21 protein-coding genes and 1 pseudogene are annotated in these 23,896 nt (G+C 53.7%); 5 read left to right on the forward strand and 17 right to left on the reverse strand.

Annotated features, from left to right (window positions below; translation table 11 throughout):
• Window positions 1-65: 65 nt before the first annotated feature.
• The 3 genes from JJN09_RS19050 to JJN09_RS19060 form a co-directional block, all read right to left on the reverse strand.
• The gene (locus tag JJN09_RS19050) at window positions 66-299 is read right to left on the reverse strand and encodes a hypothetical protein (protein WP_249483054.1); all 234 of its coding nucleotides are present in this window, start codon (window positions 297-299) and stop codon (window positions 66-68) included.
• A gap of 86 nt (window positions 300-385) precedes the next feature.
• The gene (locus JJN09_RS19055; protein ID WP_249483055.1) at window positions 386-796 is read right to left on the reverse strand and encodes a type II toxin-antitoxin system PemK/MazF family toxin; all 411 of its coding nucleotides are present in this window, start codon (window positions 794-796) and stop codon (window positions 386-388) included.
• Window positions 774-1,079, reverse strand: coding sequence for a hypothetical protein (locus JJN09_RS19060; protein WP_249483056.1), 306 nt, complete (start codon window positions 1,077-1,079; stop codon window positions 774-776). Before JJN09_RS19060 ends, JJN09_RS19055 begins: the two co-directional genes overlap by 23 nt.
• A 635-nt stretch (window positions 1,080-1,714) precedes the next feature.
• On the opposite strand from JJN09_RS19060, the gene JJN09_RS19065 reads away from it, so the two are divergent.
• On the forward strand, window positions 1,715-2,074 hold the full coding sequence (locus JJN09_RS19065) for a hypothetical protein (protein ID WP_249483057.1): 360 nt from the start codon (window positions 1,715-1,717) through the stop codon (window positions 2,072-2,074).
• Between the two features lie 13 nt (window positions 2,075-2,087).
• On the forward strand, window positions 2,088-3,137 hold the full coding sequence (locus JJN09_RS19070; protein ID WP_249483058.1) for a DNA cytosine methyltransferase: 1,050 nt from the start codon (window positions 2,088-2,090) through the stop codon (window positions 3,135-3,137).
• On the opposite strand, the gene JJN09_RS19075 is transcribed toward JJN09_RS19070, so the two are convergent.
• The 6 genes from JJN09_RS19075 to JJN09_RS19100 form a co-directional block, all read right to left on the reverse strand.
• Window positions 3,106-3,528 carry a very short patch repair endonuclease gene (locus JJN09_RS19075; RefSeq protein WP_368388963.1) on the reverse strand — a complete coding sequence of 141 codons (423 nt, stop codon included), beginning with the start codon at window positions 3,526-3,528 and terminating at the stop codon, window positions 3,106-3,108. The two genes, JJN09_RS19070 and JJN09_RS19075, sit on opposite strands and share 32 nt — an antisense overlap.
• A complete protein-coding gene (locus JJN09_RS19080) occupies window positions 3,525-4,187 on the reverse strand; it encodes a hypothetical protein (RefSeq protein WP_249483060.1) in 663 nt (220 codons plus the stop codon). The genes JJN09_RS19075 and JJN09_RS19080 overlap by 4 nt, the downstream gene beginning before the upstream one ends.
• A gap of 10 nt (window positions 4,188-4,197) precedes the next feature.
• Window positions 4,198-5,394: a hypothetical protein gene (locus JJN09_RS19085; RefSeq protein ID WP_249483061.1), complete on the reverse strand. Its 1,197-nt coding sequence runs from the start codon at window positions 5,392-5,394 to the stop codon at window positions 4,198-4,200.
• Window positions 5,391-7,601 carry an ATP-binding protein gene (locus JJN09_RS19090; RefSeq protein WP_249483062.1) on the reverse strand — a complete coding sequence of 737 codons (2,211 nt, stop codon included), beginning with the start codon at window positions 7,599-7,601 and terminating at the stop codon, window positions 5,391-5,393. Before JJN09_RS19090 ends, JJN09_RS19085 begins: the two co-directional genes overlap by 4 nt.
• A 1,079-nt stretch (window positions 7,602-8,680) precedes the next feature.
• Window positions 8,681-9,112, reverse strand: a complete 432-nt coding sequence (locus JJN09_RS19095) for a hypothetical protein (RefSeq protein WP_249483063.1) — start codon at window positions 9,110-9,112, stop codon at window positions 8,681-8,683.
• A complete protein-coding gene (locus tag JJN09_RS19100; RefSeq protein ID WP_249483064.1) occupies window positions 9,112-9,957 on the reverse strand; it encodes a GAF domain-containing protein in 846 nt (281 codons plus the stop codon). Before JJN09_RS19100 ends, JJN09_RS19095 begins: the two co-directional genes overlap by 1 nt.
• 420 nt (window positions 9,958-10,377) lie before the next feature.
• Here JJN09_RS19100 and JJN09_RS19105 point away from each other — a divergent pair, with 420 nt between their 5' ends.
• Together JJN09_RS19105 and JJN09_RS19110 are read left to right on the forward strand one after the other, a co-directional pair.
• Entirely contained in the window at window positions 10,378-12,147 is a 1,770-nt protein-coding gene (locus JJN09_RS19105; RefSeq protein WP_249483065.1) for a hypothetical protein, read from the forward strand.
• Window positions 12,148-12,239: 92 nt separating this feature from the next.
• Window positions 12,240-12,458 carry a hypothetical protein gene (locus tag JJN09_RS19110; RefSeq protein WP_249483066.1) on the forward strand — a complete coding sequence of 73 codons (219 nt, stop codon included), beginning with the start codon at window positions 12,240-12,242 and terminating at the stop codon, window positions 12,456-12,458.
• A gap of 122 nt (window positions 12,459-12,580) precedes the next feature.
• On the opposite strand, the gene JJN09_RS19115 is transcribed toward JJN09_RS19110, so the two are convergent.
• From JJN09_RS19115 to JJN09_RS19130, 5 genes are all read right to left on the reverse strand, one after another.
• The gene (locus tag JJN09_RS19115) at window positions 12,581-13,342 is read right to left on the reverse strand and encodes a hypothetical protein (protein WP_249483067.1); all 762 of its coding nucleotides are present in this window, start codon (window positions 13,340-13,342) and stop codon (window positions 12,581-12,583) included.
• 670 nt (window positions 13,343-14,012) lie between these two features.
• A complete protein-coding gene (locus JJN09_RS29735; protein WP_368388964.1) occupies window positions 14,013-15,134 on the reverse strand; it encodes a TniQ family protein in 1,122 nt (373 codons plus the stop codon).
• On the reverse strand, window positions 15,092-15,982 hold the full coding sequence (locus JJN09_RS19120; protein ID WP_249483068.1) for a TniB family NTP-binding protein: 891 nt from the start codon (window positions 15,980-15,982) through the stop codon (window positions 15,092-15,094). Before JJN09_RS19120 ends, JJN09_RS29735 begins: the two co-directional genes overlap by 43 nt.
• Window positions 15,979-17,907, reverse strand: coding sequence for a Mu transposase C-terminal domain-containing protein (locus JJN09_RS19125; RefSeq protein WP_249483069.1), 1,929 nt, complete (start codon window positions 17,905-17,907; stop codon window positions 15,979-15,981). The genes JJN09_RS19120 and JJN09_RS19125 overlap by 4 nt, the downstream gene beginning before the upstream one ends.
• Window positions 17,894-18,448, reverse strand: coding sequence for a TnsA endonuclease N-terminal domain-containing protein (locus JJN09_RS19130; RefSeq protein WP_368388983.1), 555 nt, complete (start codon window positions 18,446-18,448; stop codon window positions 17,894-17,896). Before JJN09_RS19130 ends, JJN09_RS19125 begins: the two co-directional genes overlap by 14 nt.
• Window positions 18,449-18,706: 258 nt before the next feature.
• On the opposite strand from JJN09_RS19130, the pseudogene JJN09_RS19135 reads away from it, so the two are divergent.
• A pseudogene (locus JJN09_RS19135) lies at window positions 18,707-19,354 on the forward strand (ATP-binding protein); the annotation flags it as partial.
• Here the strand turns inward: JJN09_RS19135 and JJN09_RS19140 are convergent.
• From JJN09_RS19140 to JJN09_RS19150, 3 genes are all read right to left on the reverse strand, one after another.
• Entirely contained in the window at window positions 19,351-20,565 is a 1,215-nt protein-coding gene (locus tag JJN09_RS19140) for an aldose 1-epimerase family protein (protein WP_249483071.1), read from the reverse strand. The pseudogene JJN09_RS19135 and the gene JJN09_RS19140 sit on opposite strands and share 4 nt — an antisense overlap.
• A gap of 120 nt (window positions 20,566-20,685) precedes the next feature.
• A complete protein-coding gene (locus tag JJN09_RS19145; RefSeq protein ID WP_249483072.1) occupies window positions 20,686-22,662 on the reverse strand; it encodes a methyl-accepting chemotaxis protein in 1,977 nt (658 codons plus the stop codon).
• A gap of 181 nt (window positions 22,663-22,843) precedes the next feature.
• Window positions 22,844-23,764, reverse strand: a complete 921-nt coding sequence (locus tag JJN09_RS19150) for a LysR substrate-binding domain-containing protein (RefSeq protein ID WP_249483073.1) — start codon at window positions 23,762-23,764, stop codon at window positions 22,844-22,846.
• Window positions 23,765-23,896 lie beyond the last annotated feature (132 nt).

A 23,896-nucleotide genomic window follows, 5' to 3' on the forward strand; every position in this document is an offset into this window, starting at 1 on the left:
CAGCCAAACAACACTCGCCGCCATTCGCTCGGTTGTCTACGACTACCGTCCAACATTTGATGCAATTACCGCGTCTTTGAACGGGCAATGCGGCGAATCCCCACGACGTTGTTCTTTGCCTTTGCAGAGCTATTCGTAAGCTGCTCTACAGCAGAAAATGCGTTTTTTACTGCCGCAGTCGCGGCGTTGAAAATGATGGTGTCCACCCCTCCCGCCTTCTTAATTCGGTATTCGCGTGCGGCAGCTCCGTAGAGCCATTGGAAACCGTCCCACACAGGGCTAGTCCAGCTATCACTCATTTTGAAACTCCTTCTGAACACGTTTGGTCAGAAAACTGGGTGATGCATCAGGATGCCTGGCGCGCAATCGCCAGGCCCTGAACGATTTAAATCGACTGCTTACGCGCTTCATTCACTACAACCATGTAGCTTGGGTGCAGCGTGCCCATCTTAGGGAGAGGGCTGCTGATGTGAACACCAGGTGCTGGATCGAACCAGTCCGAATTGAAAGGCAACTGAACAGTACGAGACACATCAAATTTTGTGCGCACACTGAGGCCGGAGAGCGAAAACCCAGGGTCGTTAGGGTCTAAAACAAATTCGCCAGGAAAAAATTTTTCGGTCCGCTGGCTGGTGCCGTACGCGACGATCACCGCGTTATCAGTGGGAGAAATAAATAGGACTAAAGCCGGTCGTGGCTTTAATCCTGGGACCCCAGGACGTTCTGCTTGCGGAAATTTCACCCAGACGAAATCGCCGCAAGCAGGTAGAGGGTTATAGATTAATATTTCGTTCATTTTCAAAGAGGCCTTGTGTAAAGCGCTCGATCGGAATCTGAGTAGCGGGGCTCGCTGCACGGATCGCCGATAATTGCGCATCGGTTAGTGGTCCGTCGTCCAACTCGTACTTAGGCAGGCAGCGATCAGCTAGCTGGCGCAGAGCAAGATGAATAACTTCCGTTTTGCTCAGGCCGGTTTGTTGGGCAAGCAGATCCACTGTCTGACTGCTTACCCCTGTTGGCGTATCCTTTCTGCGAAGGCGCAGGAGGACGCTTTCAGTTTTTTCGGCGATGAGGGTCATGTGTAACTCCACGTAGGTGGTAAGAATCTGAAAGACTCGGTATGTATCGATAGGTAGTGTGCTGAGGGCTCCCAGGTCGGGTGCCGACGCCTCCTGACAGGAGGTGATATAGATTGTATATCAACAAATCCCAGTAGCAAATATCTATCCTCCAAAAAACACTGCGTATGGCATCCAAAAAGAGTGAGACATTTTGTATGTGATACAAAAAAAGCCCATCGGATAGTGGGCTTTTCTTTCGAGTATCTCCAAGAGGAGGCCTTCGCCCACGAACCTCGGAGCTAGCCTTTCAGGATTACTGCATAGGAAAGATCTAGTAAATTTTGGACCTTGAGTTTTGGCGTCAGAGTCTCCCACCATGGGTGCCAAGGCAGAAATCTACGCCTCATGATTCGTGTGCGTACTGAGGAATGCTCTTGCACGCCCTTCCGACGTAGCTTGCGAGCTCACCGAGCTGTTGCAGCAAACGTGAGCGCCCGTTTAATCACGCAAGGTGTGTTGGGCGGAAGCAAGCCTCAGCAGACCGCTCCGCACCCGTATGCACGGGATTGCGGCACACGTGAAGCGATCAACGATTGACGAGACGCTCTGCGTGATCGATCATCCTCACATCAAGGCACAGGGAAGGTGTGAGAATGTATTGGATAGAGATCTGTAATGACGGGAGCTATGTTTCAGAAGGGGTTGAATACTCCCTACAGGCGAACGACATTGAAATTCATGGAAGTTACGACGGCGCCCGCTCTGGCGACGACTGGGCGAAAAGCATCATACCGTTCGGAATCGCGACGCCACATGGTGATTTTACTTGGGAAGTGGAGATCATCGAATATCTGAAGAAAGGTGTTACCAGCTTCATAGGCTACGCGCTCACCGCCTATCCAGATGGAGTGCTTCTCAAAGAAGAAGTCATGTTTCGCATCCAAGATGGCTGGGCGTATCCAAACGAAACCGACCCCCAGCGCCCTTCAGCTTCCAAAATGCGCTTAGTTTAAAGAAGACCTATTCATGATTGATGCAGTTGACCTCTTTTGTGGTGCTGGCGGCCTAACCGCGGGCATGCGACTCGCCGGAATCGACGTGCATGCGGGCTATGACATTGAATCCCAGTGCAAGCATGCCTATGAGGTGAACAATAACGCGGTATTCGTAGCTCAAGACGTTAAAAGTCTGACCAAAACTCAGCTTGAAGAATGGTACCCCCGAGTAAATGGGCGCTATCGCCTACTCGCGGGCTGTGCACCATGCCAGCCCTTCTCAACCTATAACCAAGGACGAGACACCAGCAGTGACAGCAAATGGCCGTTGTTGTATCACTTTGCACGCCTAATTCGAGAGCTTCAGCCTGAGCTCGTAACAATGGAAAATGTACCTGATGTGACAAAACACGAAGTTTATGGCGACTTTGTGAAAAATTTGGAGGATCAGGGGTACAAAGTCTGGGCTAAACGTGTCGCTTGCGTCGAATACGGATTGCCTCAGCGCCGTAGACGGCATGTTTTGTTAGCGTCCAAGCTAGGCCCAATTGAGCTGATTGAGCCTACCCATTTAGACTCGCCTGTGACCGTAAAGCAGATGATTGGCGACTTACCGCAACTTTCTGCTGGCGGCTGCGACCCAAACGATCCCATGCATAGAGCAGCCACGCTGACCCCTATCAACTTGCAACGAATCATGAACTCCCGTGAAGGTGGTACTTGGAGGGATTGGCCTCCTCACCTGATTGCGGATTGTCACCGGAAGGACACTGGTAAGACCTATGCTAGCGTTTATGGCAGAATGAACAGGAATGAGCCAAGCCCGACTATGACTACGCTATGTTATGGATTTGGCAATGGCCGCTTTGGTCACTATGAGCAAGCTCGAGCGCTTTCTTTACGCGAGGCTGCGATTCTTCAGTCATTTCCTCGAGACTATGAATTCATGCCACCGGATCAAATTACATTCAAAGCAGTAGGCCGGATGATTGGTAACGCCGTCCCAGTACGCCTCGGCGAAATAATCGGCGAAAGCCTGATGCAGCATGTCAGGAGCCACGAGCAACATGCACTTCAGTGAGCTCCTGCTTAAGACGGTCTCTTAAATCGGAAACCGCGCGCGTTTCACACTCCCAAACAACCAAAACCCTCCAGCCCAACTCATGCAGTTGGGCTTCTTTTCTGGCATCTCGCATTACATTCGCTTCAAATTTAGGCAGCCAATAATCTTGTCTAGTTTTAGGCGTACTGGCATACCTACAAGCGGGATGTCTGTGCCAAAAGCAACCGTGGACGAATACCACTGTATGATACTTTGGAAGCACAATATCAGGTGTCCCTGGGAGAGATTTCTGGTGAAGCCGGAAACGAAATCCTAATTGATGCAACAGCGACCGAACCAATATTTCTGGCCTAGTGTCTCCACGAGACACCGAGCGCATTATCTTTGTTCTTACCTCAGAGGGCGTCATGTAACTGTTGTAGCGTTTCTGGCCTTCGCATCCCTACCTTTAGAGATAAGATGGCTCAACAACCAACAATCTTCGTAGGAGGCCGACTGATACTTTTGTAGGTCATTCCAACTGCAGACTGAACTTACCGCATAAATCCCGAGCTCATATGAATTTTCGGCTTGCATATAGAATGTCGGAAAACGATGCGATAACCATTCAGGGGCGCCAGGGATAGACTCTCCTGCGGACGTAGTGACGATCGGTTGAACGTGAAAGAAATTATGCTCGTCTCCTTCATCTTCAGGATGCTCATAACGATAGCCAAATCCATTATAGCCAGGCACCCCTTTTCCAGTTAACGAAATAGTTTCAGCGTTGAACTCGTCTCCCCCCCTGGCTACGAAACGAATTAGACGAATCCAGTCATGTTTCTCGTCAACGCTAAGTACTAGTACAGCCGAGCACCCTCGAGGCTGGGATAAAAATTTAACCAGATTCCCCTTCAAAATAGATGCAACATCACTGGAATAGTTAATAGCACACGCGTTCCTCCCGCGTGGAGACTCTTGAATGGCTTGAAATTTACGTAGTGCCTGCTTCGCTTGGATCTTCTTAGAGTTCGCGATATGTAAATTTGTTAAAAAATCCGCAAATTTCTTAGCTCGATTTTCGTCCATGACCGCACCATTACATCAAAAGATAAGATTGAGGCTCATAATTTATCGTGGGAAGAGCACTATTTTTAACAACTTTGACCCAGCGTTTCTTGTCGAATGCAATAACATCACTTGGAAAACTTGATGCATCATCCTCAAGAACAAAGCTTGAGCTATCCTCACAAAACTGGAGAGGCTGCAACTCTGCAAAAGCGAAACCTTCTGGACATGCAATCTCACGACGTGCCTTTTCAGCCCAAAAAACCGGACGGGAGAATAAAAAATCAGGCACTACAGCGAATGGTGCGAGCGCTTCTGGAACGTTCACCGCATCTAGACGACATAAGTTATTCCAAGCTTCAAGACTCCGGGCATCAGATACAATCCAAGGCAACTGCCCGCTTAAGTGAGGAGCATCAGCAACCACTTCCTGTGATGGCAGCACTACCTTTTCCAGCCAATGAATTAGGATCGCGGTACATACGCGAGCAGTCTGCTCGACTGAAAAATTCTCGATAACCTTCACATCTTTTTCGAGAATATTGAAAAGCCTTAGACCGTCATTACTAACGACAATATCTCGAAATGTCATATCCTTTTTCCCAGGACTGGAGCCTAGAAACGCTGCTACTTCATAGCTGATATAATTCGAAGCTTCAGTATCCTCCAGCTCAAAACCTAACGTAGCCATAACAGGCTCGTCCAGTTTTTGCAAAATATACCTCTGAATCAACTCGAACCTTTTTATCTCTTCGTTCAGATTAGGCCAGTGCCATGGCCGATATAATTCGAATCCGCTAGACAACCAAAGTCCCGGTGACTGTATCTGCGCACTTCCTACATCTACGTCAGCATAAGATGAAACACTTCTGCGCATAGTAAGGTCGAAAGCATTGGTTCCAAATTGATTGACTACGATGACTGGACCGACCTCCGACATAAGGCGGATGCTATAGGCGAGCTCAGCGCCAGTAGCCCAAGCAGCAGGAGACTCCATTTCTAAACCTAGTAAATCATAGTCAATTATGACTAGGTCGAACCCATTTAAAGCTTCTACAGGAACAAATTTTTCGCCACGAGAAGCTAGGCGAGATTTATGTAACTCACCGATGAGACTCGACACTTCATTAGGCTGGTAAACTACAACCTCACCCTTTACAAATTTATCCAAGGACTCTTTCCAGAGTTTCGCCCGTTTGGTCTCATCGTCTAAAATAAGGATTTTCATAACTCGCTCCATTCGATTTTGAAAGTGGTTTTGTAACCCAAATGCGGCTCAATAAAATGAACCTTACAGTCAACTGAGTCGGCCACCATTTTCACAATTGTTAATCCAATCCCCATCCCACCCATCCCAAGTGCCTTCCTTTCTTCAGGAATTTCTAATCGCCGAATGAAAGGTTTGAACAGATCATCACTATCCTTCAGCCGCACCCCAACGCCAGTGTCAGAAATATAGATGGCGCCTCCAAGATCATTGAATTCTCCAGAACACCTTATACTTCTTACTTCAACTTCCAACATCGCATTGACAGCGTTAATCAATACATTCTGAAATACTGCATTCCAAGCTGCCAAAGTTGCGGACGGTAATTTCACGCCTTCAGGGACAGCATTAACAATATGCACGCCCCGCAATAAAACTTCAGAGTTATCAACAATCTTCGCTAAAAGTTTCTTACCATTATAGGAATTCCGCTTTTCACGATCCGACTCATGCATAAGTGGTGAAAATAGCTTTCGTGCGTTTGCGGTGCGTTCTGCCCAAGAATTTAGAGTTTCAAGAAGTACCGGTTCGTTTAGCACGCTTCCACCCTCATTCAGCCGTCGCCGGATATCATTAAGGATAGTGAGCTCCTTATGCATCTCGTGCTCCATAGCGATAGCCGCCATGCCTGTCGTCGCTAGCGCAGCCAGCAAAACTCGCTCCTCCTCGAACGCTGATTTTCGCTGGGCTTCTAGCGCCTCTAGCTCCTCGAAGTGGCTTGATACCGCCTCTAATCTTTGCGCGAGTTCAGATGGGGCACTTAATGAGATCTGGAAAAGCTCTTCTCGAATTTCGGAAACTTTCTCCTGCGTGTCCGGCATATCAAGACGATGAGACGCGATCGTTCTCTGCCTGCGCTCGTAAGAGCGCATAGCATAAAAATCCATTGCCCATCGAACGGAGTGCTGCAGCTCTTCGAAAGCGTCGTTATCTATGAGCCGATCACGAGTAACCTGAACGTTAAGATATCGCCCCTTATCTATCTCATCCTTTCCGGCAGCAATGCGCTCGTGGGAGGTCGAGATGTTAACGATTCCGAAAATACGAGAGTTGGTTGGCAGATCGTTCAATCCGCTTTGAACTTGAAGGTTCGAAGGAAGCAGATAGGATTTATTCAGGCGATGAGAGTGAGCGATCTCCAACTGCAGCCAGTCTTGTTCGTCCCCACCATAGAATGGAAGCCTGAAACTGTTGTCATAGATATGCACGCCGCCAAATTTTTTGAAATACTCACGTGCTGCACCGACTTGCACACCGCCAGTTTGCTTCCCGGACAGTTTAAATATGTATATTTTAAAATTTGCTTTATCCAACGCTTGTGAACGTGTTGGAAAGGTGGCCGGATAACTGTCTCCATCCCTAAATGTAAGTTTTACTTCATTCGGACCACCTTGACGACCATCATTTAGCTTCCCTTCAATCACTGCGATCCAGTTCTCAAGAGCCTGGTTCATCTGCTCAGTAAAGGTCCCTTCAGCACTCTCGGTGACACCGTCTAGAGTCACGTCGAAAACATCCGGGATCTCTGATGCGTTTTCACTATTTAGAAGATCAGAGGGAGGTTTCAGAAACCATAATTCTTTGGCAAGCTCTTGAAGGTCGGTGTTGTACCAGACCTTCTTTAGCAGGCTGATGGTTACGACGGTACCATGCCCGTATTGATCGTCGATCGAAGTGATATTAGGTGCTGCTCTGACTAAGGCGCCAGCTTCTACTAACTCCCCTGCCTGCCTAGCTCCCGTCCAATCCACAGAAGCACTGAACGCCTGCCCAGTGTCTTTACTACGAGAAACTATATCTACCTTGTCGCCAAGGAACTGCACCGACAGTCGACCCACCCCTTTAGAACCAGTGACCTGACGATTTCTCTCAGTTCGGAAGCTTGCCTGCTTGTGCGTTGTACCAATACGAAGCCAGAAATTCTTGAATTCAAGCGGCGACATACCGTCACCATTATCAATTACAGAGATAGAATCCTTTCCAAACCGTATCGTAACCTTCGTGGCATCCGCGTCGTAGCTATTCTTCACCAGCTCAGCCAATGCGATGTGGGGCTTGCCAACCAGCCGCTCACCTAGCTCCCTCAACAAAGCCGCATCAACTGTAAAGCGCTCGAAATTTGGCTCTCCGAGCTCCGGGCCGTTAGTTTTTTGGAGATTGTTAGACATTTAGCTCATCCTTGGGGCAGCGACTGGCTTGAGACATAGCATTTTTTCTACCCAGACGATGTCTATTGAAACGGGCGTTGGCTCATTCATGCCCGCAACGTCTTCGGAGCGAAGGGCGTTGTGCTACGGCACTTTACGATAACGCCATAGAATCTCCCTACGAGCACCTACCATTGAGCCCCATTTTTTTGCTTTAACCCTCATCCACGATTATCTTGCAGCGAGGTAGAGGCTTTTAAACTCAGTCCTTGTGCTTACCCTCAGACGCGTAGGGAAGCTGGCCAGTACCCGACTCTTTCATCTTCAATGATTCCGAGCTGGGTTGATCAAATACGGTTCAATCTACATCAGTAATAATCGGCTGCACAACGCCGAGATATCGAATGGCCACCTTGGTTACTAATCTCCTCAAGTTATGACCAACCGAATGGTGAGAGCGTACATTGATGTCTGAGTCATGGCGCCATCGCCCAGGCCCTTGCAAACCCACCGTCTCATCCAGCTATCCGTGTGGTACGCTCAGAACACACCGCCCGATTCACGAGGCAGCCCAAATGAGTAGTTCTCATAAATCAGATAGCAACTTTGCCGAGATCATTGAGGGCAAGGCTCGTCGACGCGAAGATCTAATGAAAGCTATCCGAGAGGCAGACCCTGCGGTCTTCGCGGAAGCAACTGAACGTCTCAAAGAGGTTATGCGCAACAGAGATCCCAGCCAGCGGCGTCGCCGGCTTGGCCCGCTGCTGTAGGGTTTTTCGATCACGACTCCCTGAGCCTTACAATTTGCTCTTCCAGCAGCCAATCACTGGGCGACGTCGGGATTGGATCTCATCTAGTCACTGTCCCAAATGGTATTGGTCAGGTCTTATGCAACTGGTTGGTCAGATCGAATGCCCGATCTACTCAGTGCAATTATCCATTTAGTGAGCAGCGGTATCGTGATGTGGATATCGATGCGCGACCAAGGCATGCTGATTTGCGTGGCCCAATAAGTAACGACTAGGCCTTTGAGTCATCCGATGGAGCAACTCAGGTGCTATGCCGAACGAGCATGAGCCCGGACGTGCTCAGCAGTGCACTTAGGGAGCCATACGCTCTAAGATCTCGGGTTTCGATCGCTTGGAAGTCAGAAACCGGTGGATGACTTCCGAATTGCCCTTGTTTAGTCCAGAACCATGTTCGACGACGTCCGCAGCACGGGAGATCATCAGCTCACCCGAAGTAGGCACGCTCCGCACATCCAAGGTGATTTTGTAGATCCGCTTGCTGTTTTTGCCGACTTCCAATGTGATGTTATTCGAGCAATGCTCAAGCTGTTTCGGCTCGTTACCACCCAGGTATTTGAACTCGACCTCGACAGAGTCTGCCTTCTCGTGGACGACTCTCCACGCACTCGGCAGGTCGGACGGAGCCACCATGAACTGAACCTTCAGGCCACGCTGCTCTCTGGATTCCACTTCGTTGAGATCATGCTGGGAGACCGAAATCCACTCTTCAAGTGATGTACGCATCAGGCTCTCTCCAATAAGTGACCTATTAGAGCGACCGTGAGCGTGTAATGCTCAACGGACTCTTGTGTCACCGCCAAGGACGTCAAACTGTCCAAGACGACTACCCCCCAAAGCTTGCCATTGCACTCCACTGGCACGGCAGCCATGGAGCGTGGGAGCGTCCTTCCTTCAGCAAGGTACCTCTCCACAAACCTCACTGACGACTTGGTCACCTTAGCATAACTCTCTTTTTTGGCAGCGCCCGTCCCCGGTTTGATCTCAGGGAGGTCAGACAGCAAGGCAACCTGGCGAGTCGACCAAGCGAGGCCGGCAAGCCCTTGAGTGCGTGCGCTGTTTTCATTGTCGATGAAAAATAGCGTCTTGGTTTTCAGTGTCAGATGGCCGGACCGCATGTACGGAACCAGATAATTCCCATAGAGCCGTCGAGTTTTGAAGGGCCACCAGCCATCCTTACTCTCCTCGTGCCAATGACGGCGAAAGAACAGCCCTTTGCGGTATTTGAATAGAGTGACCCTATTGTGATCCTTGGGTACATTGAGATCTTTGAATACCTTCCCTTGGTATTCATCGAGGATGAACTGCAGCTTTTCAACGACCCACGGGTCTGCCATATGCTTGATAACGGCCATGGCAACGACCACCGCCGCGATAGCCAGTAGTACCCATATTGCCACCTCCTGGAAGCTGTCGACGAGCGTCCAGACCACCGGTCTCTGGGTGATCCATTTGTCGTCCTTTTCAACATCCATCAGCCAGATTGTCCCTGAGGACATCAAGCCGGCGATGACGTAGATATGGCCAGAAATGGCGTAAATCGCTTTTCGTTTCGGTCCCGTCCGCAACATCTTGATATCTTCCTGCCAGCTTTCTAACGGTAATCCAATCGCGCGGCATCTGATGCGCCAAGCTCTTTAATGATGATGATGCGGTAATCGCAAATTCATATCACACCGGGCCTGTAGTGCGAAACCCGAAGCCTCCATCAACGGTGATGCCGGGGGCATAGTTTCCGCTGACGCCGAACTGCCACCTTTACCGACGAAGGGGGTGATTGCTGTATTGGATAAGGTTTCAGTGGATAAGCCGCCTGTCGCACGTGATTTGAAGGAGCCCGCAGCCAGGCCGAAAGTCGGCGCCAATTTTCATCGCATCAAACAAAACGACTGAGTACACTGCCACCGGCAAGTGATGGCAAATAAGTAGCACATCGGCGGTGCCGGTGAAGCGGGAAATGGGTTGAACTGCAAGTCAGGAGAGAATGGTCGGTGACCGAAGCAGTGACGCGTTGCAATTTTGCATACCGAAGGCCTGAACTCAGGAATCCTGATAGCAAAACTCAAAACTGGGTAGGCGACTACATCGTCTGGTGGTACGGCCCTGTGATGCGTAATAACAGGGCGATGTCTATCCCCCTTGCGGCCGTTCTGTTCCGCAAACTGGATGATAACGTCCCTGGCGACTTTAAGGTGGCCCACGTCCCCTTCACCAGCCTCCCCCATTACAGAGTCGGCACAATCTGGCGCAATGGTCACTGCATCTCAGACACCGAGCTCGCTACCGCAAGGCTCGCGGTAAACTTCAGCACAGAAAAACGGCGGATTACTTCACGCAGAGAGCTCATCGCCGCAGATAAAGGGAAACTCTTCGCAGATGACGAGTATCCGCTACTCAGGGGAAACGAAGATGCCTGCAAGGTTCTCGACTTTTCGTTGGGTGATGATAAAAACCTACTGATCCCCTGCACAGAGTACTTCGTACGTGCCTATGCCAGAAACATGGAGATCTGCAGGGCCCTTGCTAATTTGCGTTGGGACGATGTTTTTAATGTTCTTTATCAAAACCCGAAAGCAGAGCGTAATCTGCCCGTTTGGCTAGTTCGCCCGGGTCCTAGAATGCGCTTCTTCGACGCAGTGTTCCTGGCTCATATTCTCTACGACCCGCACACGGCTAGCGTTGTAAAAAGGGTGAATTCGCAATTCATGTCCCAAGCACCGGGCAAGCCCATGCTCCTCAAATGCGAACCATGGTTCGAAGGTCATGGTGAGATCCTCGGTCGGGGCAAATGGCTGAATGGCGGGAAAACTTTTTTGTGCTTGGATCTGATGGGAACAAACATGCCCAAAGGTCCTGAAGTTGAATTTCAAAAACTGAAGTTCGACAGTAGCGAAGGCTTGGATGGTCTGGGAAGAATCGTGCTGCCGCGTCCGATCAAAAGTGCTGCCCTTGAGGACTTCCTCCAAGAACGCTCCACGATTGAGCCCGATCGACATGCCGAAATTTATGAGGCCAAAGCCGCGCCGTTCAAAGTGCTTGGCGAAAAACGGCCAGTGAAGAAATCAAAATCTGTCGTGAAAGCCAATAAAAGTCCACTTGGCCCAGCACCACCTGAGGCAGATGGAGTTTCTGCAGGTACTGGCACCGGAAGTGGAAAGAACGTCGGCAAGCTTGAGACCGTGTCGGATGAAGAGCATGAGAAAGCGCCTGACCTGGTGCTGGAAACTCAAGGCTTTTTCATGGACATCTGGAATGCACTCAAATCAATCGCCGCTGACAATCCGGAAAAGATCCTGCGCGTTGACTGGTATACGCCCGTGGCACGATTCAGCAGTAAGCCGCCACTTGGTGTCGTTGAGCTCGTAGTCGAAAACGAAGAGGAACTTCCACCAGATGTGCGATCCTGGCTGTATATCGACCGAAGCGCCGGACTGCGGCGGGGAATATTGATCATCCGCATCAAGACGACCAGGGGCAATTTCTTTTGCTTCGAGGTTCAGCGAAAAGACGGGAAAAAAGGTGAAATCCCTCCGGGATCTGCAGGACTGTTGATGACGTTCAGCGGAGATGAAGAGGCATTCAAGCATTTCGTCAACGAGCTATGCCGAAGGATTCCCGGCTACAGAGGAGTGTTCAGCAAACTCAAGAAGCTGTACCCAGAAGAATACGTCACCTTTAACCATGGCAAACATGACAAGGAAATTCTTTACCGGAACATCCTCATCAACAAATTCGGTGAGCTTGATCTAGCGCTTGTCTAATCTTGGAGCTTTACCGACTCCCTAGTGAAGCGTCCCGCTGTGGCCGGCGAGGTGAACTAGGCTTCCGGAAGCTCTTTCCAAGGACGACCGTCATGACTGACTACTCAGACTGCAAGATCGCCATGGCTGATGCTCTAACACTGCTCCTGTACAACCAGCATGCCCTAAGCGCGGCGATCGAAGAAATCACCAAGTGGCTCTCAGAGAAAGGTGTAGAGGGTGTTGCAGCCAATGCAGTGGCAGCCATGGAAACCCTGGATGCAAATTCAAAAGCGATTGCAGACGCGATCATGCAACTACGGCAGTGCTAGATAACCACACGGGACTCTAAAGTCCTAGATGACTTACCTCAATGGGACACTTTCCGCAGGCTGCGGCCGCGCAGCGTGATGCAGGTAGAATGCAGAGAGATGGCCAAGTCCATGGATACCCGTTAATCGACGATGGTTCGCTCATAGGTACCCGCTGATGGCACCCACAGCACCCCTCGTGGGCATTCAATGTTGAATCCTGCAGTCCCCTGATACGTTGCCGGAACATAGACGAGTGCCTTGCGACTGATCCTGCCGAGACCATGGAAATAGGCCAAAGCCTTAACAATCCATCGAGACTCAAAATCACTTGTCTCATCGCGTTGTGGCAGCAACTCGACAAGCTCTCGCTCGCGTTTCGCTAGTTTCTGTTGTCTTGCCCAATTCGCATCCGGACGAGAGTTCAGTCCCGCGCTGTAAACCTTGTTCAAGTACCCGATGAAGCCGGTGACACTTGCCACCGTCCCCGGCGACTTACGCCAATAACTATCGAGCGCTTTCTGGTCAACCATGGCGGCGGCCTTCAGCCGCGAGTGTCCCAGCAAATCAGAGGCAGATCGTAAGGCGAGCCTGGTTGATCTTAGGCTAATGTCACCGGCCGCCAAGCGGCTTTGCAGCATGCGGTAATAACCGACAATCAATTGCTGGTTCCAGGGTTCTCGGGGTTGCTCCATGATGCCCTGCACACGTCGCTGCTCAGAATCTGTTTCGCGGGCCTGCGCGCATACCATCAAACCGTCGACCTCGCTCAGCCAACGCATCGGAACGCGGGCACGGCGCAATCCTTCAGCCGAGAAATGCCGCAGCAGTTGAACGTACGGAGGCACATCCTGCCAGACGTTTTCGAGCTCTTTGAAGAACTCGTAATAAGTGTTGATCTTCAAGGCTCCCGCCTTGGGCCCAAGCTCAAGCAAAGTCCAACTTCCGAATCGCTGAAACCGCTGCGCCATGGATTGAACGCTCAATCCGGCAAGGTTAATTGCCAAGCGCTTGTGGAAGGTTCTCTCCCAATAGCATTGCTCACATTCTTCGCCACGCCCGGCTGGTGTACTGACACCACAAGTCACACACGCATGCACACCTGCTGTGATGCAGACCTTGCAGCGCCGGCGACCATCAGATCTCGCAATCAGCACGCGATGTCGCCGGCAGTCAGGGCATGTCTCGGCAGCAGGACCACTGCATTTTGGGCAGAGCAATTTGCCAGTCAGCGTGTTCCTCGTTGTTCGCTGTGAATGCGTCCCGCAGGATTCGCAGATTGCTGGCTCACGAAAGTGCACTGCGCAGGGTTTGCACACAGGCCCATAGGGGGTGATGCGCCCGACTTTGAAATCGACTTTGTTGCATCGGGCGCATGGTCCACTCCTTAAGCAGGCACTGCAGCGCGCGGCCTTGTCAAATGTCGGGAGCCTGGAGAAATTGCCGCAGCCAGGACAGAGTCGACGCTTGAACAGTCGTGGATAGCAGTTCCCGCAATAGCGCTTTTCTTGGTAAACCCTTTTGGGCTGCGCTACGACACGGCCGCAGCCGTCGCATTCACAGCGATCCAAATGTTCAACGGATGCCACGTCGTCTGACCTTTCGCTTCAGTCGTAGCCACATACGCAGCGTCTGCGCGGGGCTACTGGAATGTTGACGGCCAACACCACTTACCAAGTGATGCCTAGGCGACTGGAGTGCTGCGACCAAATCCAGCAGAACTGGAGGCGCACTATTGGGGGAAAAGTGCAGAGTCGAGGCTGGAAGCAACTCATGTCGTGCCGCTTCGATAAATTTTTCTGGCCCAGCCGACATTATTACCCACGCCATACTGAGCAGCACAGAGCGATCAGCGGGAGAGAGGTATTCAAGAGGCAACCCCAACGGAATCGGCTGGAGAGACTCAGGCAATATGCCCAGTGATTCGAAGAATCGCCCAGCAGCAACGCTATGTCGACGTACTGCTGATTGGGCAAAGCTCACCATGGTTCGTGCAACGGTCAACCAATCGCGAAAATCGAGAGACGATGTTCCATACATGGGCCGAAGGCCAATGCTTTCGTCCACATACCTCTGGAAAGCCAGTGCAGCTTCTGCGGCAGCGCTCCGATCTCCGCCGCTTAGTGAAGCACCGCACCTATGGCAGTCGCTGAGCGAGGCACCGGCTCTCAGAAGTTCCGGCTGCAGAGGAGCCAGACAACGTCCACACCTATCAACAAGCTTTATCCCATGGATAGGGCAGCAGGTATGCCAGGCCAGGCGCCATTGAATGCAATACCGCGAGTTGTATTGCGCAATGCAATCCGGGCAGCATTGCAGGCCCCCGCTATGATGCCCCCCTCTGCAACCCAGCACCGTTAGCCAAGGCCAATTCCCGCACGGCAGTCTGTCCGGCCGACGCACGATCGAGGACATCGCACGCCCAAGGGTAGCGGACTGCAGACTCGCATAAGATACTCCCGACAGCCTGCTAAGAACCGCAAGCCTGCTCTTTACCACCGATCGATCCAGATCACTTGCCCAAGCTCTAAAACCAGGCCATATGATTGCGGTCAACGCTGCGGGGGAGCAGCCGTGAGCAAGTGCCATCCTGACAATCCAGGAAGTCAGAAGCTCGTCGGCGAGCAGCGGTTTAGTGAGGGGCCAGATCGGGTTTACAGGGCCTGCTCCCGGATGCCACGAGTAGGACGTAACCATGACATGCTCTCGATGAGTTCTATGTCAATGCATTCCTTACCGGAAGCTATGGCCTGCTTCGCACACTCCATCAGAAGCCGGTGCACATTCCCCAAGTTTCCGCCGGAAATTGCGTGTATACGTCGAGCCTTGTCTGGATGTGCCAACCCAGAGGGCTTCTTCAGCGGCAGAATCGACTCAAACCCTTTGAGCATGCGCTGGAATTCGGGATCGAGCTTCCACTGATCGAGCTTGATGACATCGAAGCGACTGGCATGTTGTGGGTCATGATGAAGGATACGAACGGCATCCGTTGTGCCGACGCCAATGATCGGTATCACCAGTTCATTACAGAGCGACTTCAAGGCGTTCATCACCTCACGCTGCTTGATCGCAGAGCCCGTCAGCAACGAATGAAACTCATCAATGATCAGCATTCTGACCCTGAGCTCACGGAAGGAATGAATCACCTGGTAACGCAATGCCAACTTTGTATCCGTGATCCTGTAAGGCATCCATAGCTGCTCCAGCAAAGCCACATAAAGCGCCTTCTCGTCAGCAGCCGAAGGTGCCTCCGCCAAAATCAAGGGGCGGACCGGATCATCATTTTCGTCGACGTACCCTTCGCCATGCGTTTTCTGGAAGCGCCGAATGATGGTCGTCTTGCCGTTGTTGGAATCGCCCACAATCAGCAGATTAGGCATGCGAGCTCGTTTGGGCATGACGATCAGGTCATTAAGCGTATCCAGAATTGTGCGAGCCGATACATAGCCGATCCAGCGCTCCTCTCCCATGAAAAGGATCCTGTCCCGATCACTCAGTTGCAACACCGGTCGAAAATCAGAATGGATGTGTTCGTATGTGCTCATTCGACTTCACCTGTCGATTCGACCTCCGAAAGCATAAGTAGGTCAGAATCCTCCTGAATGGGATCCATTACCAGCTTCGCAACGGGCTTGCTCGGTTGAGCCGGCGTACCCTTCTTGCTGTGGGTACGACTCTTCTGAGCGTTTTTGCGGGCTTTCTTGCTGTTCGCGGACGCCTCTTCGACAAGCTTTCGGTTTTCGACGGCGTACTCGGCGATCAACGCATCGTCTATGTTATCGCGCCCTTCGCTGACAGCTTTGTCCTTGGCAGCGTGATACTCCCAGAGGGTTACCGCAGGAAATGCCTGGTATGAGGCCGGCACTCGGAAGTATTGCTTCAGAACAGGGTCGTAGAACCAAATGACGCTGACATCCCTAGGATCCCGCCTGAAGAGCAGTTTGAGAGCCTTTCCGGTCGCGGGATCCTTTTGGTTGATCCAATGACGCAGCGCCTCGGAGTAGTAGAACAGATCCCACTGCACACCATACGTCTGCACCGTCCTGCGAACAGATGGGAGGAAGTCCAACTGTACCGCCAAAGGATCCGTCGGTCGCGCCGGCACGCTGATCAGGGGATCTACCTCCCGATTGCCGAAGAATGCCAACTGCCACTTGCGAGCGGGGCTCATGTGGAGCTTTTTATGGTAGGTCTGGTGGTACTTCAAAATTGACCGAACCAGCCATACCTCGAATTCCGCCATTGTGAGAACGGCTTTAGCATCCGAGTCATAGCCCTCACGCTCCTGAGGGTTACTGAAGGTGGTTCCCGGTAGCTCGTGCACCATTCTCATGAAGGTACCAAGCACCCGCTCAATTCGACCACCGTACTTTGGAACTTTGGATGGTCGAAAGACGCTGTCTATCCCGTAGTTCTTGCAAGAATCTACGATGTTCTGCGCCCTGAAGTCTGCCCCGTTATCAGTGTGAATCGTGCGCGGGAAGCCCCATACCGGCCACTCTCCACGGATGTCGTGGGCAGCCAGCCAGGCTTCCTTGGGCAAAATCGAATGTGCGATGCACATCGCCACAGATGTCTCGGAAGGCGACTCGAACGCCAAGTAGTAGCCAACGATCATGCAGGAGTAGATGTCGATGGCAAGGGTGAGCCATGGCCGACCAATTGGCTTGCGATGGCGTTCGTCCACCACAATGAGATTGACCGGGGTATGGTCGATCTGCACAACGGCTAGGGGATAGCCTTCGTCTGGAAACTGACCGACTGAAGGTGTGTGTCTATTGTTCGCCTGCTCGGCATATCCGCGCCGGCGAAGCTTCACCACCTCGGGAATCTGTCGGATCCGGGCCCTGATGGCGGACGCACCCGGAGGCTGAATGTCTAGCAATCGCGCTCTGCGTTCGACTTCCGAAATGGTGGACTGAACCGTGTACCTTTGCTCAGTCAGGTAGTAATCAGCCAACACCTCTTGTACGAGCTTTTCTCCTTCAACAGAAAGACGCGTACTGCCCTCACGCCATCCTCGTTTGCGCGGCACGAGAGCCAAGACCTCATTCCATCGATTGTAGCGATCTAGCCAACGATAAAGAGTTGCCGGGCTGATTCCTGTCGCCTTCGCACGCGCCGCGACGGTTTCTTTGGATAAGACAGTGTTGCCTAACAACGGCAGAATTGCGGAGTAACGCTTTTGCGCAATAGCCCAGGCATCCGAGCTGATGCTGCTGATATCGTGGTTAACGTATAGGCCGTCCAGTTTTTCCGCATCCACAGCCCTTAGGTCCAGAATCTGTAGAGCCGCACTACGACCGGTCTCGACCTCCGTCGCGATCACTGTTTGCAGATCCAAGATCTGAACAATCCGGTAGACCTGCCTGTCTCGCCGCACCATCGCGCCGACCTCAATGGCAACGCGAGACCGAACGGGCTCAAACGGGACCAGATGCTCGCTGGTGTCGTCTTCATACAGTTTCATGATCAGGCACCCAGAGTTCGAGGTCATGATTCAGCGGTTCAGTAATGTCGCAGTCAACCTGACGCGTGGCGATCAGGTGCCACAGCAGCGATACGCCCCGATCGCGGAAGATACCGTTGAAATGCCGTGCCAGGAGGTAGTGCACCGGAGCAACTTCCATCTCGCGCAGCGTATTCAGCACTGTATCGATGTCACTTTGTTCAAAGATCATTCGCTCAAAGCGCTCAAGGAACACAATGTTCTCGAGGGGAAGGCCACGAATCCGCGACTCGTCATAAATGCGGAACTGCCACCCCTGGCTACGAGCCAACCGGCGTGCTTCCTTCCACTTGCCTGACCAGGCTCGCCAGTTCTCTACCCATTGTCCTCTCGGTTTTACCTCCACAAGCAGCGGGCGCAGCACGCCAAAGTACGGCAAGTTCTGCTGGTGGTAAAAAACAAGATAATCAGGCGTGTAGATCTGCGGGCGTCCTAGGGAGTCGGAGAAAGGAACCTCCACCGGTTGGGAGATAACCGACTCAACCTGGTGAGAGAAGCGCATACGCTTCAGAAAGTCTCTTTCCAATGACGACTCAAAAGCGACCCCACCTAACCCTTTGAAAGCCATCACTCCTGAAATGCTGCGGCGGGTCGGCTTGATCTTCCGGACCGGCTTAATCTGGTCGCACCTATTTCCGATCATTTTTTATCTGGTCTCATTTATTACCGACAAGATTCTCAGTAATTTCAGAAGGTTTTGATGGCCAATAGCGGCCTCTAGCGTAGCTATTTATCATGTATTTCGAAAGCCTACAGCAGTTCAAAACCGCAACCCGGCGAAATCACCCTCGCTCATCACGGTGTGCTGTTTCTCGATGAACTACCCGAGTTTGATCGCAAGGTGCTCGAGGTTCTGCGCGAACCGCTGGAATCCGGCTGCATCGTGATCGCACGGGCCAAGGAGCGTGTGCGGTTTCCCGCACGATTCCAGCTGGTGGCGGCGATGAATCCCTGTCCCTGTGGATATCTTGGTGAGCCGAGCGGCAAGTGCTCGTGCACGCCGGACATGGTGCAGCGCTACCGCAACAAGCTCTCGGGGCCGTTGCTCGATCGGATCGATTTGCACCTGACGGTGGCGCGGGAGGCCACAGCTTTGAACCCTGCGGTGAAACCGGGAGAGAACAGTGCCAGTGCGGCGGCGTTGGTCGCCGAAGCCCGCAAGCGGCAGCAGAAGCGCCAGGGCTGCGCCAATGCGTTTCTCGATTTGCCGGGGTTGAAAAGGCACTGCAAGTTATCCACAGCCGATGAAACCTGGCTGGAGTCGGCGTGTGAACGGCTGACCTTATCGCTACGCTCGGCGCATCGATTACTCAAGGTCGCGCGCACACTGGCCGACCTTGAGCAAGTTGACGCCATCAAGCGCGAGCATCTGGCCGAGGCGTTGCAGTACCGTCCGGCAACACCTTAATGCTCAGTCAGATCGACCAGCGGCGTCTGCCGCACTTCAGTCTCACGTCCTGCCTGAATCTCGGTCACGCGCTTCAGTGCGTTATCCACAGCATCCTTGTCTGCCAGCAGGCTGTAGCTGATCTGGAATTGCTGACTGGCTTTTGGCGCGATGGTGGGTACCAGCTTCAACGGACGCTGATAGCGGCGGTTGTAGGAAAAACTGGTACCTGGCTCAAGGCCGGTGACATAGCCCTGCCCTTGGGTGTCGGTGTTTTTCCACAGCGAGAAAACCGGAAGCTGTTGAGTGTTGAAGCCAACGGAGACACCAAGGCTGCCAGCCTTGTTATGCAGCACGGTCAAAGTGTCACCTTTTGCGTCCGCATAGGGCACGACGTTGTAAACCGTTTCGTCGTAGTCCCTGGTCGGTGCGCGATAGGTTTGCCAATTCGCCAATTCGCCTTTTGCCTTGTCGTTGAAAGGCGACACCTGTTTGACTGGCGCGGCGAATCGGGCGTCCTGTTCAAGGAATGGCGTGCTGAAGTTGCTGTGATACAGCGCCTGGTATTCCTTCGGATAATCGCCGTTATTGGTCAACGTGTCGTTGAGTGCGAAGCGTGCACTACCCGGCTCGGTGATCAGTTCGGTCTTCACCGAGAAGTCGACTTTCTTGAAAGCCTGTTCCTTGAGTTCGCCGCGCAGGCTGATGGCGTGTGGCGGCTTCTCATCGATATGCAGAATGACGCTACTGGCCGGGATATTCGCGGCTCGACCGTGCAGGGTCAGCAGTTCGCCGTTATCGATGCCAGGATGGCCAACCCATTCGTAGCCACAACGGGTAACCAGTTCGTTGAAACCTTCCAGCCAGCCGAGGCCGCCGCGTCCGTTGAGTTCGATAAACGCCGGGTTCACCACTTCCTTGACTGGGGAATCCCAACCCATGCGCACGTCACCGACCGACGCCTGCAGGACATTCATGCCGCGAGTCGGCACCACCGAGAGTTTCATCGTGCCGTTATCGATGTCGACAATGCTGACCCCCTCCTGCCGGCCACCATGCAAGGTGCGCAGAGTCACGGAGAAGGGTTTTTCGGTTTTCACACCCAATTGCTCACTGGTGATCTTCCAGTTTTGTGCGGGCTTGTCCGCATCGAGCAGGACGTAATCCCAGGCCATGGCGTGGGAGGCAGCGGACAGCGCGCCGAGGGCGGCGACGATTTTAAGCAGGGTCATGGCAGCAACCTTTATTGGAGTTGTGCCATTTTTATAGTCTTGCGGAAACGTTTCAGCAAGCGTGAAAGCATATGGAACAGCAATCGCGAGCTGACTTGCGATTGCTGTTCCACTGCCCAATCAACGAAAGCGATCAACCTCAGAGCGCAAATCCGCCGCCAGTTTCTCCAGTTCTTTGGCTGTAATCGCAAGATTGGAAACCACTTCGCGCTGCTCGCTGTTGGCCATCGCAATGCTCTGCAAATTGCTGCTCAACAACGTCGCGGTGCTGCTCTGCTCCTGAGTCGCGGTGGTGATCGCCGCGAACTGCTGACCCGCCGAACGGCTCTGCTCATCGATCCGCGCCAGCGCCGAAGCGACGTTGGCGTTGCGCGACAGGCCTTCCTGCATCAGCACGTTGCCCTGCTCCATGGTGCTGATGGCGTTGCCGGTTTCGTGCTGGATGCTGTGAATCATCCCGGAGATCTCGTCAGTCGCCTGACGGGTGCGCGACGCGAGGTTGCGCACTTCGTCAGCCACCACGGCAAAGCCGCGACCTTGCTCACCGGCACGCGCCGCTTCGATGGCCGCGTTGAGTGCCAGCAGGTTGGTCTGTTCGGCAATCGAGGTGATCACGCTGACGATGCCGCCGATTTCCTGGGAGCGCTGACCGAGCGTGTTGATCACGGTCGCCGTGGTGTTCAGTGCGCCGGCAATCTGCTCCAGCGAGGAAGACGCTTCTTCCATCGACGTGCGACCGATCTGGGTCTGCTGGGCATTTTCCTGGGCCAGACGCTGGGTGTTGCCCATGTTGTCGGCAATGTTCAGCGAGGTGGCGGAGAACTCTTCAACCGCACCCGCCATGCTGGTGATCTCGCCGGACTGCTGCTCCATGCCTTCATACGCGCCGCCGGACAACCCGGACAGCGCCTGCGCACGGCTGTTGACCTCTTCCGAAGCGCGGCGGATGTGCTCGACCATGGTCGACAGCGCCTGACTCATCTGGTTGAAGGCGCGGGCCAACTGGCCGATTTCATCGTTGCTCGACACATTCAGCCGCACGCTCAGATCACCGGCGCCCAAGGCTTCGGCCTGACGCACCAGATCACCCAGTGGTTGCAGTTTGCTGCGCAGCAGCCACACCGCCGAACCGACCGCGATCAGCATCGCCAGCAGGCTCCCGATGGCCAACTGGATGCCAACGCTCCAGGTCACTTCGCGGATCTCGGATTTCGGCATGCTCGCCACCACCGACCACGGTCCACCCTCGAACGGTACGGCGATGCTGTAGAAGTCTTCGGACTTGTCGCTCCAGAACCGGCCCTTGCCCGGCGTCTTCGCCAGACCATTGACCACCGGCACCGCTTGATCCGGCGCCTGCACGCCCGCCGGCGCAACCAGCCACTTGTTCTGTTCATCCAGCAGCGCCAGGGAACCGCTCTGGCCGATACGGAAGCGCTTGAGGTTGTCGAACTGGATGTTCTGCGCGTCGGTGTAATCGAAGCCGACGAACAGCACGGCGATCACCTTGCCGCTGCTGTCACGCACCGGGGTGTACTGAGTCATGTAGGAACGATCAAACAGCAGCGCACGACCGACGTAGCCCTGCCCCGCCATCAACTTCGCATAAGCCGGGTGAGCGTGATCGAGCAAGGTGCCGATGGCGCGAGTGCCGTCCTGTTTGGTCAGCGAGGTGCTGACTCGCACGAAGTCTTCGCCGCTGCGCACGAACAGCGTGGCAACGCCCGCCGTCATCTGCTTGAACTCGTCGACTTCCTTGAAGTTGTTGTTCAACACTTCGCTGCCCAGGTGCAGGCCCGGAGTCTGAGTGCCCGCCACGCTGACTGGCTCATCCGGGTGAATGCTCAGGCCCGCGCTGAAGCGCTTCTCGAACAACCCGCTCAGGCGCTGAGTGCTTTCACGCAGCGTGCCGTGGAAGGTACTCAACTGGTCGGCGAGCAAACGTGCTTCGCTGGCCAGATGTTCTTCACGGGTGGCGAGGTTGGCGGTATCCAGCGAACGCAGGGCGAACACCGTACTGCCACTGATGACAACCGCCAGTATCACGGCGAGCGCGAGGCCCAGCTGCGAGGCGATCCGGGCGCGAGGTTGAGACATGGACAGCTCCTGGCCGAGTCTGCGGATCCTCCCTGATCGCGGCTCGGAAAATTCTAATAATGGGGGTGAAACGTAGAACCGGCACGACGGTTCCACTTGGACGTATTCGGCGGTGAACGCGAATACTTGAGTACACAGCGGGGTTATGGCCCAAGGCCGGCATTGTGGCGGCTCGAACGTTTCAGCTCAAGCGCGTGACCGCCGGCAATGCCATGGCGTGGACTTCGCCTTGCAGGAAGTCGCTGAGCCGGCGCAAACGTTCACCTCCCGGACGGGTCTTTGGCCACACCAGGTAATAATTCAGGCCGCTGGCGACCGCCGTCGGCCACGGCAGACTCAAGCGCCCTTGCGCGACGTCCTCGGCCACCATCAGCAGATCGCCCATCGACACCCCGTAACCCCGGGCCGCCGCGATCATCCCCAGTTCCAGGGTATCGAATACCTGCCCGCCCTTGAGCGACACCTGCTCGGACAACCCCATGTGCTCCAGCCAACTGCGCCAGTCGCGGCGATCCGGTGTCGGGTGCAGCAACTCGGCGCTGGCCAGTCGCGCCACATCCCAGGGCTGGTCGTGCAAAAGGCTCGGGGCGCCGACCGGAATCAGCTCCTCCGGAAACAGCAGGCTGGCCTCCCAGTCTGGCGGAAAATGCCCGTCGCTCAGCAGCACCGCGCAATCGAAGGGTTCGTTGTTGAAGTCCACCGAATCCACATCCATCCAGGCACTGGTCAGTTGCACTTCATTGCCCGGCTGCAAATGGCGGAAGCGACTGAGCCGCGCCAGCAACCAGCGCATGGTCAGGGTCGACGGGGCCTTCATGCGCAGGATGTCATCTTCGGCGCGCAAGGTATTGCAGGCTCGTTCCAGGGCGGCGAAGCCATCACGGATACCCGGCAGCAGCAGGCGCGCCGACTCCGTCAGTTGCAAATTGCGTCCGCTGCGATGGAACAGCCGACAGGCGAAGTGCTCTTCGAGCGTGCGGATATGTCGGCTGACCGCACTCTGGGTAATCGACAACTCTTCGGCGGCCCGGGTGAACGAACTGTGGCGTGCCGCCGCTTCGAATGCGCGCAGGGCATACAAGGGTGGAAGGCGACGGGACATGGACAGCGCTCCAATGGCGGGATTGCGCCAACTTAGCAGAATTGCTCCTGGATGAGTTTTAATCATGCCACCCATCCTTTTTATCCCTTTGTGCAACCCGCGCCAAACCCTGAGAATCGACGGTCTCTTGCT

The sequence above is a fragment of the Pseudomonas sp. HS6 genome, from assembly GCF_023375815.1.
In the GTDB taxonomy this organism is placed as follows: domain Bacteria; phylum Pseudomonadota; class Gammaproteobacteria; order Pseudomonadales; family Pseudomonadaceae; genus Aquipseudomonas.

What these genes read in the sequence shown, in the direction of transcription:
- JJN09_RS19070 (WP_249483058.1), top strand. Translation starts at nt 2,088, where the DNA reads ATGATTGATGCAGTTGACCTCTTTTGTGGTGCTGGCGGCCTAACCGCG.
- JJN09_RS19060 (WP_249483056.1), bottom strand. Translation starts at nt 1,079, where the DNA reads ATGACCCTCATCGCCGAAAAAACTGAAAGCGTCCTCCTGCGCCTTCGC.
- JJN09_RS19065 (WP_249483057.1), top strand. Translation starts at nt 1,715, where the DNA reads ATGTATTGGATAGAGATCTGTAATGACGGGAGCTATGTTTCAGAAGGG.
- JJN09_RS19100 (WP_249483064.1), bottom strand. Translation starts at nt 9,957, where the DNA reads ATGTTGCGGACGGGACCGAAACGAAAAGCGATTTACGCCATTTCTGGC.
- JJN09_RS19110 (WP_249483066.1), top strand. Translation starts at nt 12,240, where the DNA reads ATGACTGACTACTCAGACTGCAAGATCGCCATGGCTGATGCTCTAACA.
- JJN09_RS19140 (WP_249483071.1), bottom strand. Translation starts at nt 20,565, where the DNA reads ATGACCCTGCTTAAAATCGTCGCCGCCCTCGGCGCGCTGTCCGCTGCC.
- JJN09_RS19055 (WP_249483055.1), bottom strand. Translation starts at nt 796, where the DNA reads ATGAACGAAATATTAATCTATAACCCTCTACCTGCTTGCGGCGATTTC.
- JJN09_RS19085 (WP_249483061.1), bottom strand. Translation starts at nt 5,394, where the DNA reads ATGAAAATCCTTATTTTAGACGATGAGACCAAACGGGCGAAACTCTGG.
- JJN09_RS19050 (WP_249483054.1), bottom strand. Translation starts at nt 299, where the DNA reads ATGAGTGATAGCTGGACTAGCCCTGTGTGGGACGGTTTCCAATGGCTC.
- JJN09_RS19130 (WP_368388983.1), bottom strand. Translation starts at nt 18,448, where the DNA reads ATGCGCTTCTCTCACCAGGTTGAGTCGGTTATCTCCCAACCGGTGGAG.
- JJN09_RS19075 (WP_368388963.1), bottom strand. Translation starts at nt 3,528, where the DNA reads ATGACGCCCTCTGAGGTAAGAACAAAGATAATGCGCTCGGTGTCTCGT.
- JJN09_RS19125 (WP_249483069.1), bottom strand. Translation starts at nt 17,907, where the DNA reads ATGAAACTGTATGAAGACGACACCAGCGAGCATCTGGTCCCGTTTGAG.
- JJN09_RS19095 (WP_249483063.1), bottom strand. Translation starts at nt 9,112, where the DNA reads ATGCGTACATCACTTGAAGAGTGGATTTCGGTCTCCCAGCATGATCTC.
- JJN09_RS19090 (WP_249483062.1), bottom strand. Translation starts at nt 7,601, where the DNA reads ATGTCTAACAATCTCCAAAAAACTAACGGCCCGGAGCTCGGAGAGCCA.
- JJN09_RS19150 (WP_249483073.1), bottom strand. Translation starts at nt 23,764, where the DNA reads ATGTCCCGTCGCCTTCCACCCTTGTATGCCCTGCGCGCATTCGAAGCG.
- JJN09_RS19080 (WP_249483060.1), bottom strand. Translation starts at nt 4,187, where the DNA reads ATGGACGAAAATCGAGCTAAGAAATTTGCGGATTTTTTAACAAATTTA.
- JJN09_RS19145 (WP_249483072.1), bottom strand. Translation starts at nt 22,662, where the DNA reads ATGTCTCAACCTCGCGCCCGGATCGCCTCGCAGCTGGGCCTCGCGCTC.
- JJN09_RS19120 (WP_249483068.1), bottom strand. Translation starts at nt 15,982, where the DNA reads ATGAGCACATACGAACACATCCATTCTGATTTTCGACCGGTGTTGCAA.
- JJN09_RS29735 (WP_368388964.1), bottom strand. Translation starts at nt 15,134, where the DNA reads ATGGTTACGTCCTACTCGTGGCATCCGGGAGCAGGCCCTGTAAACCCG.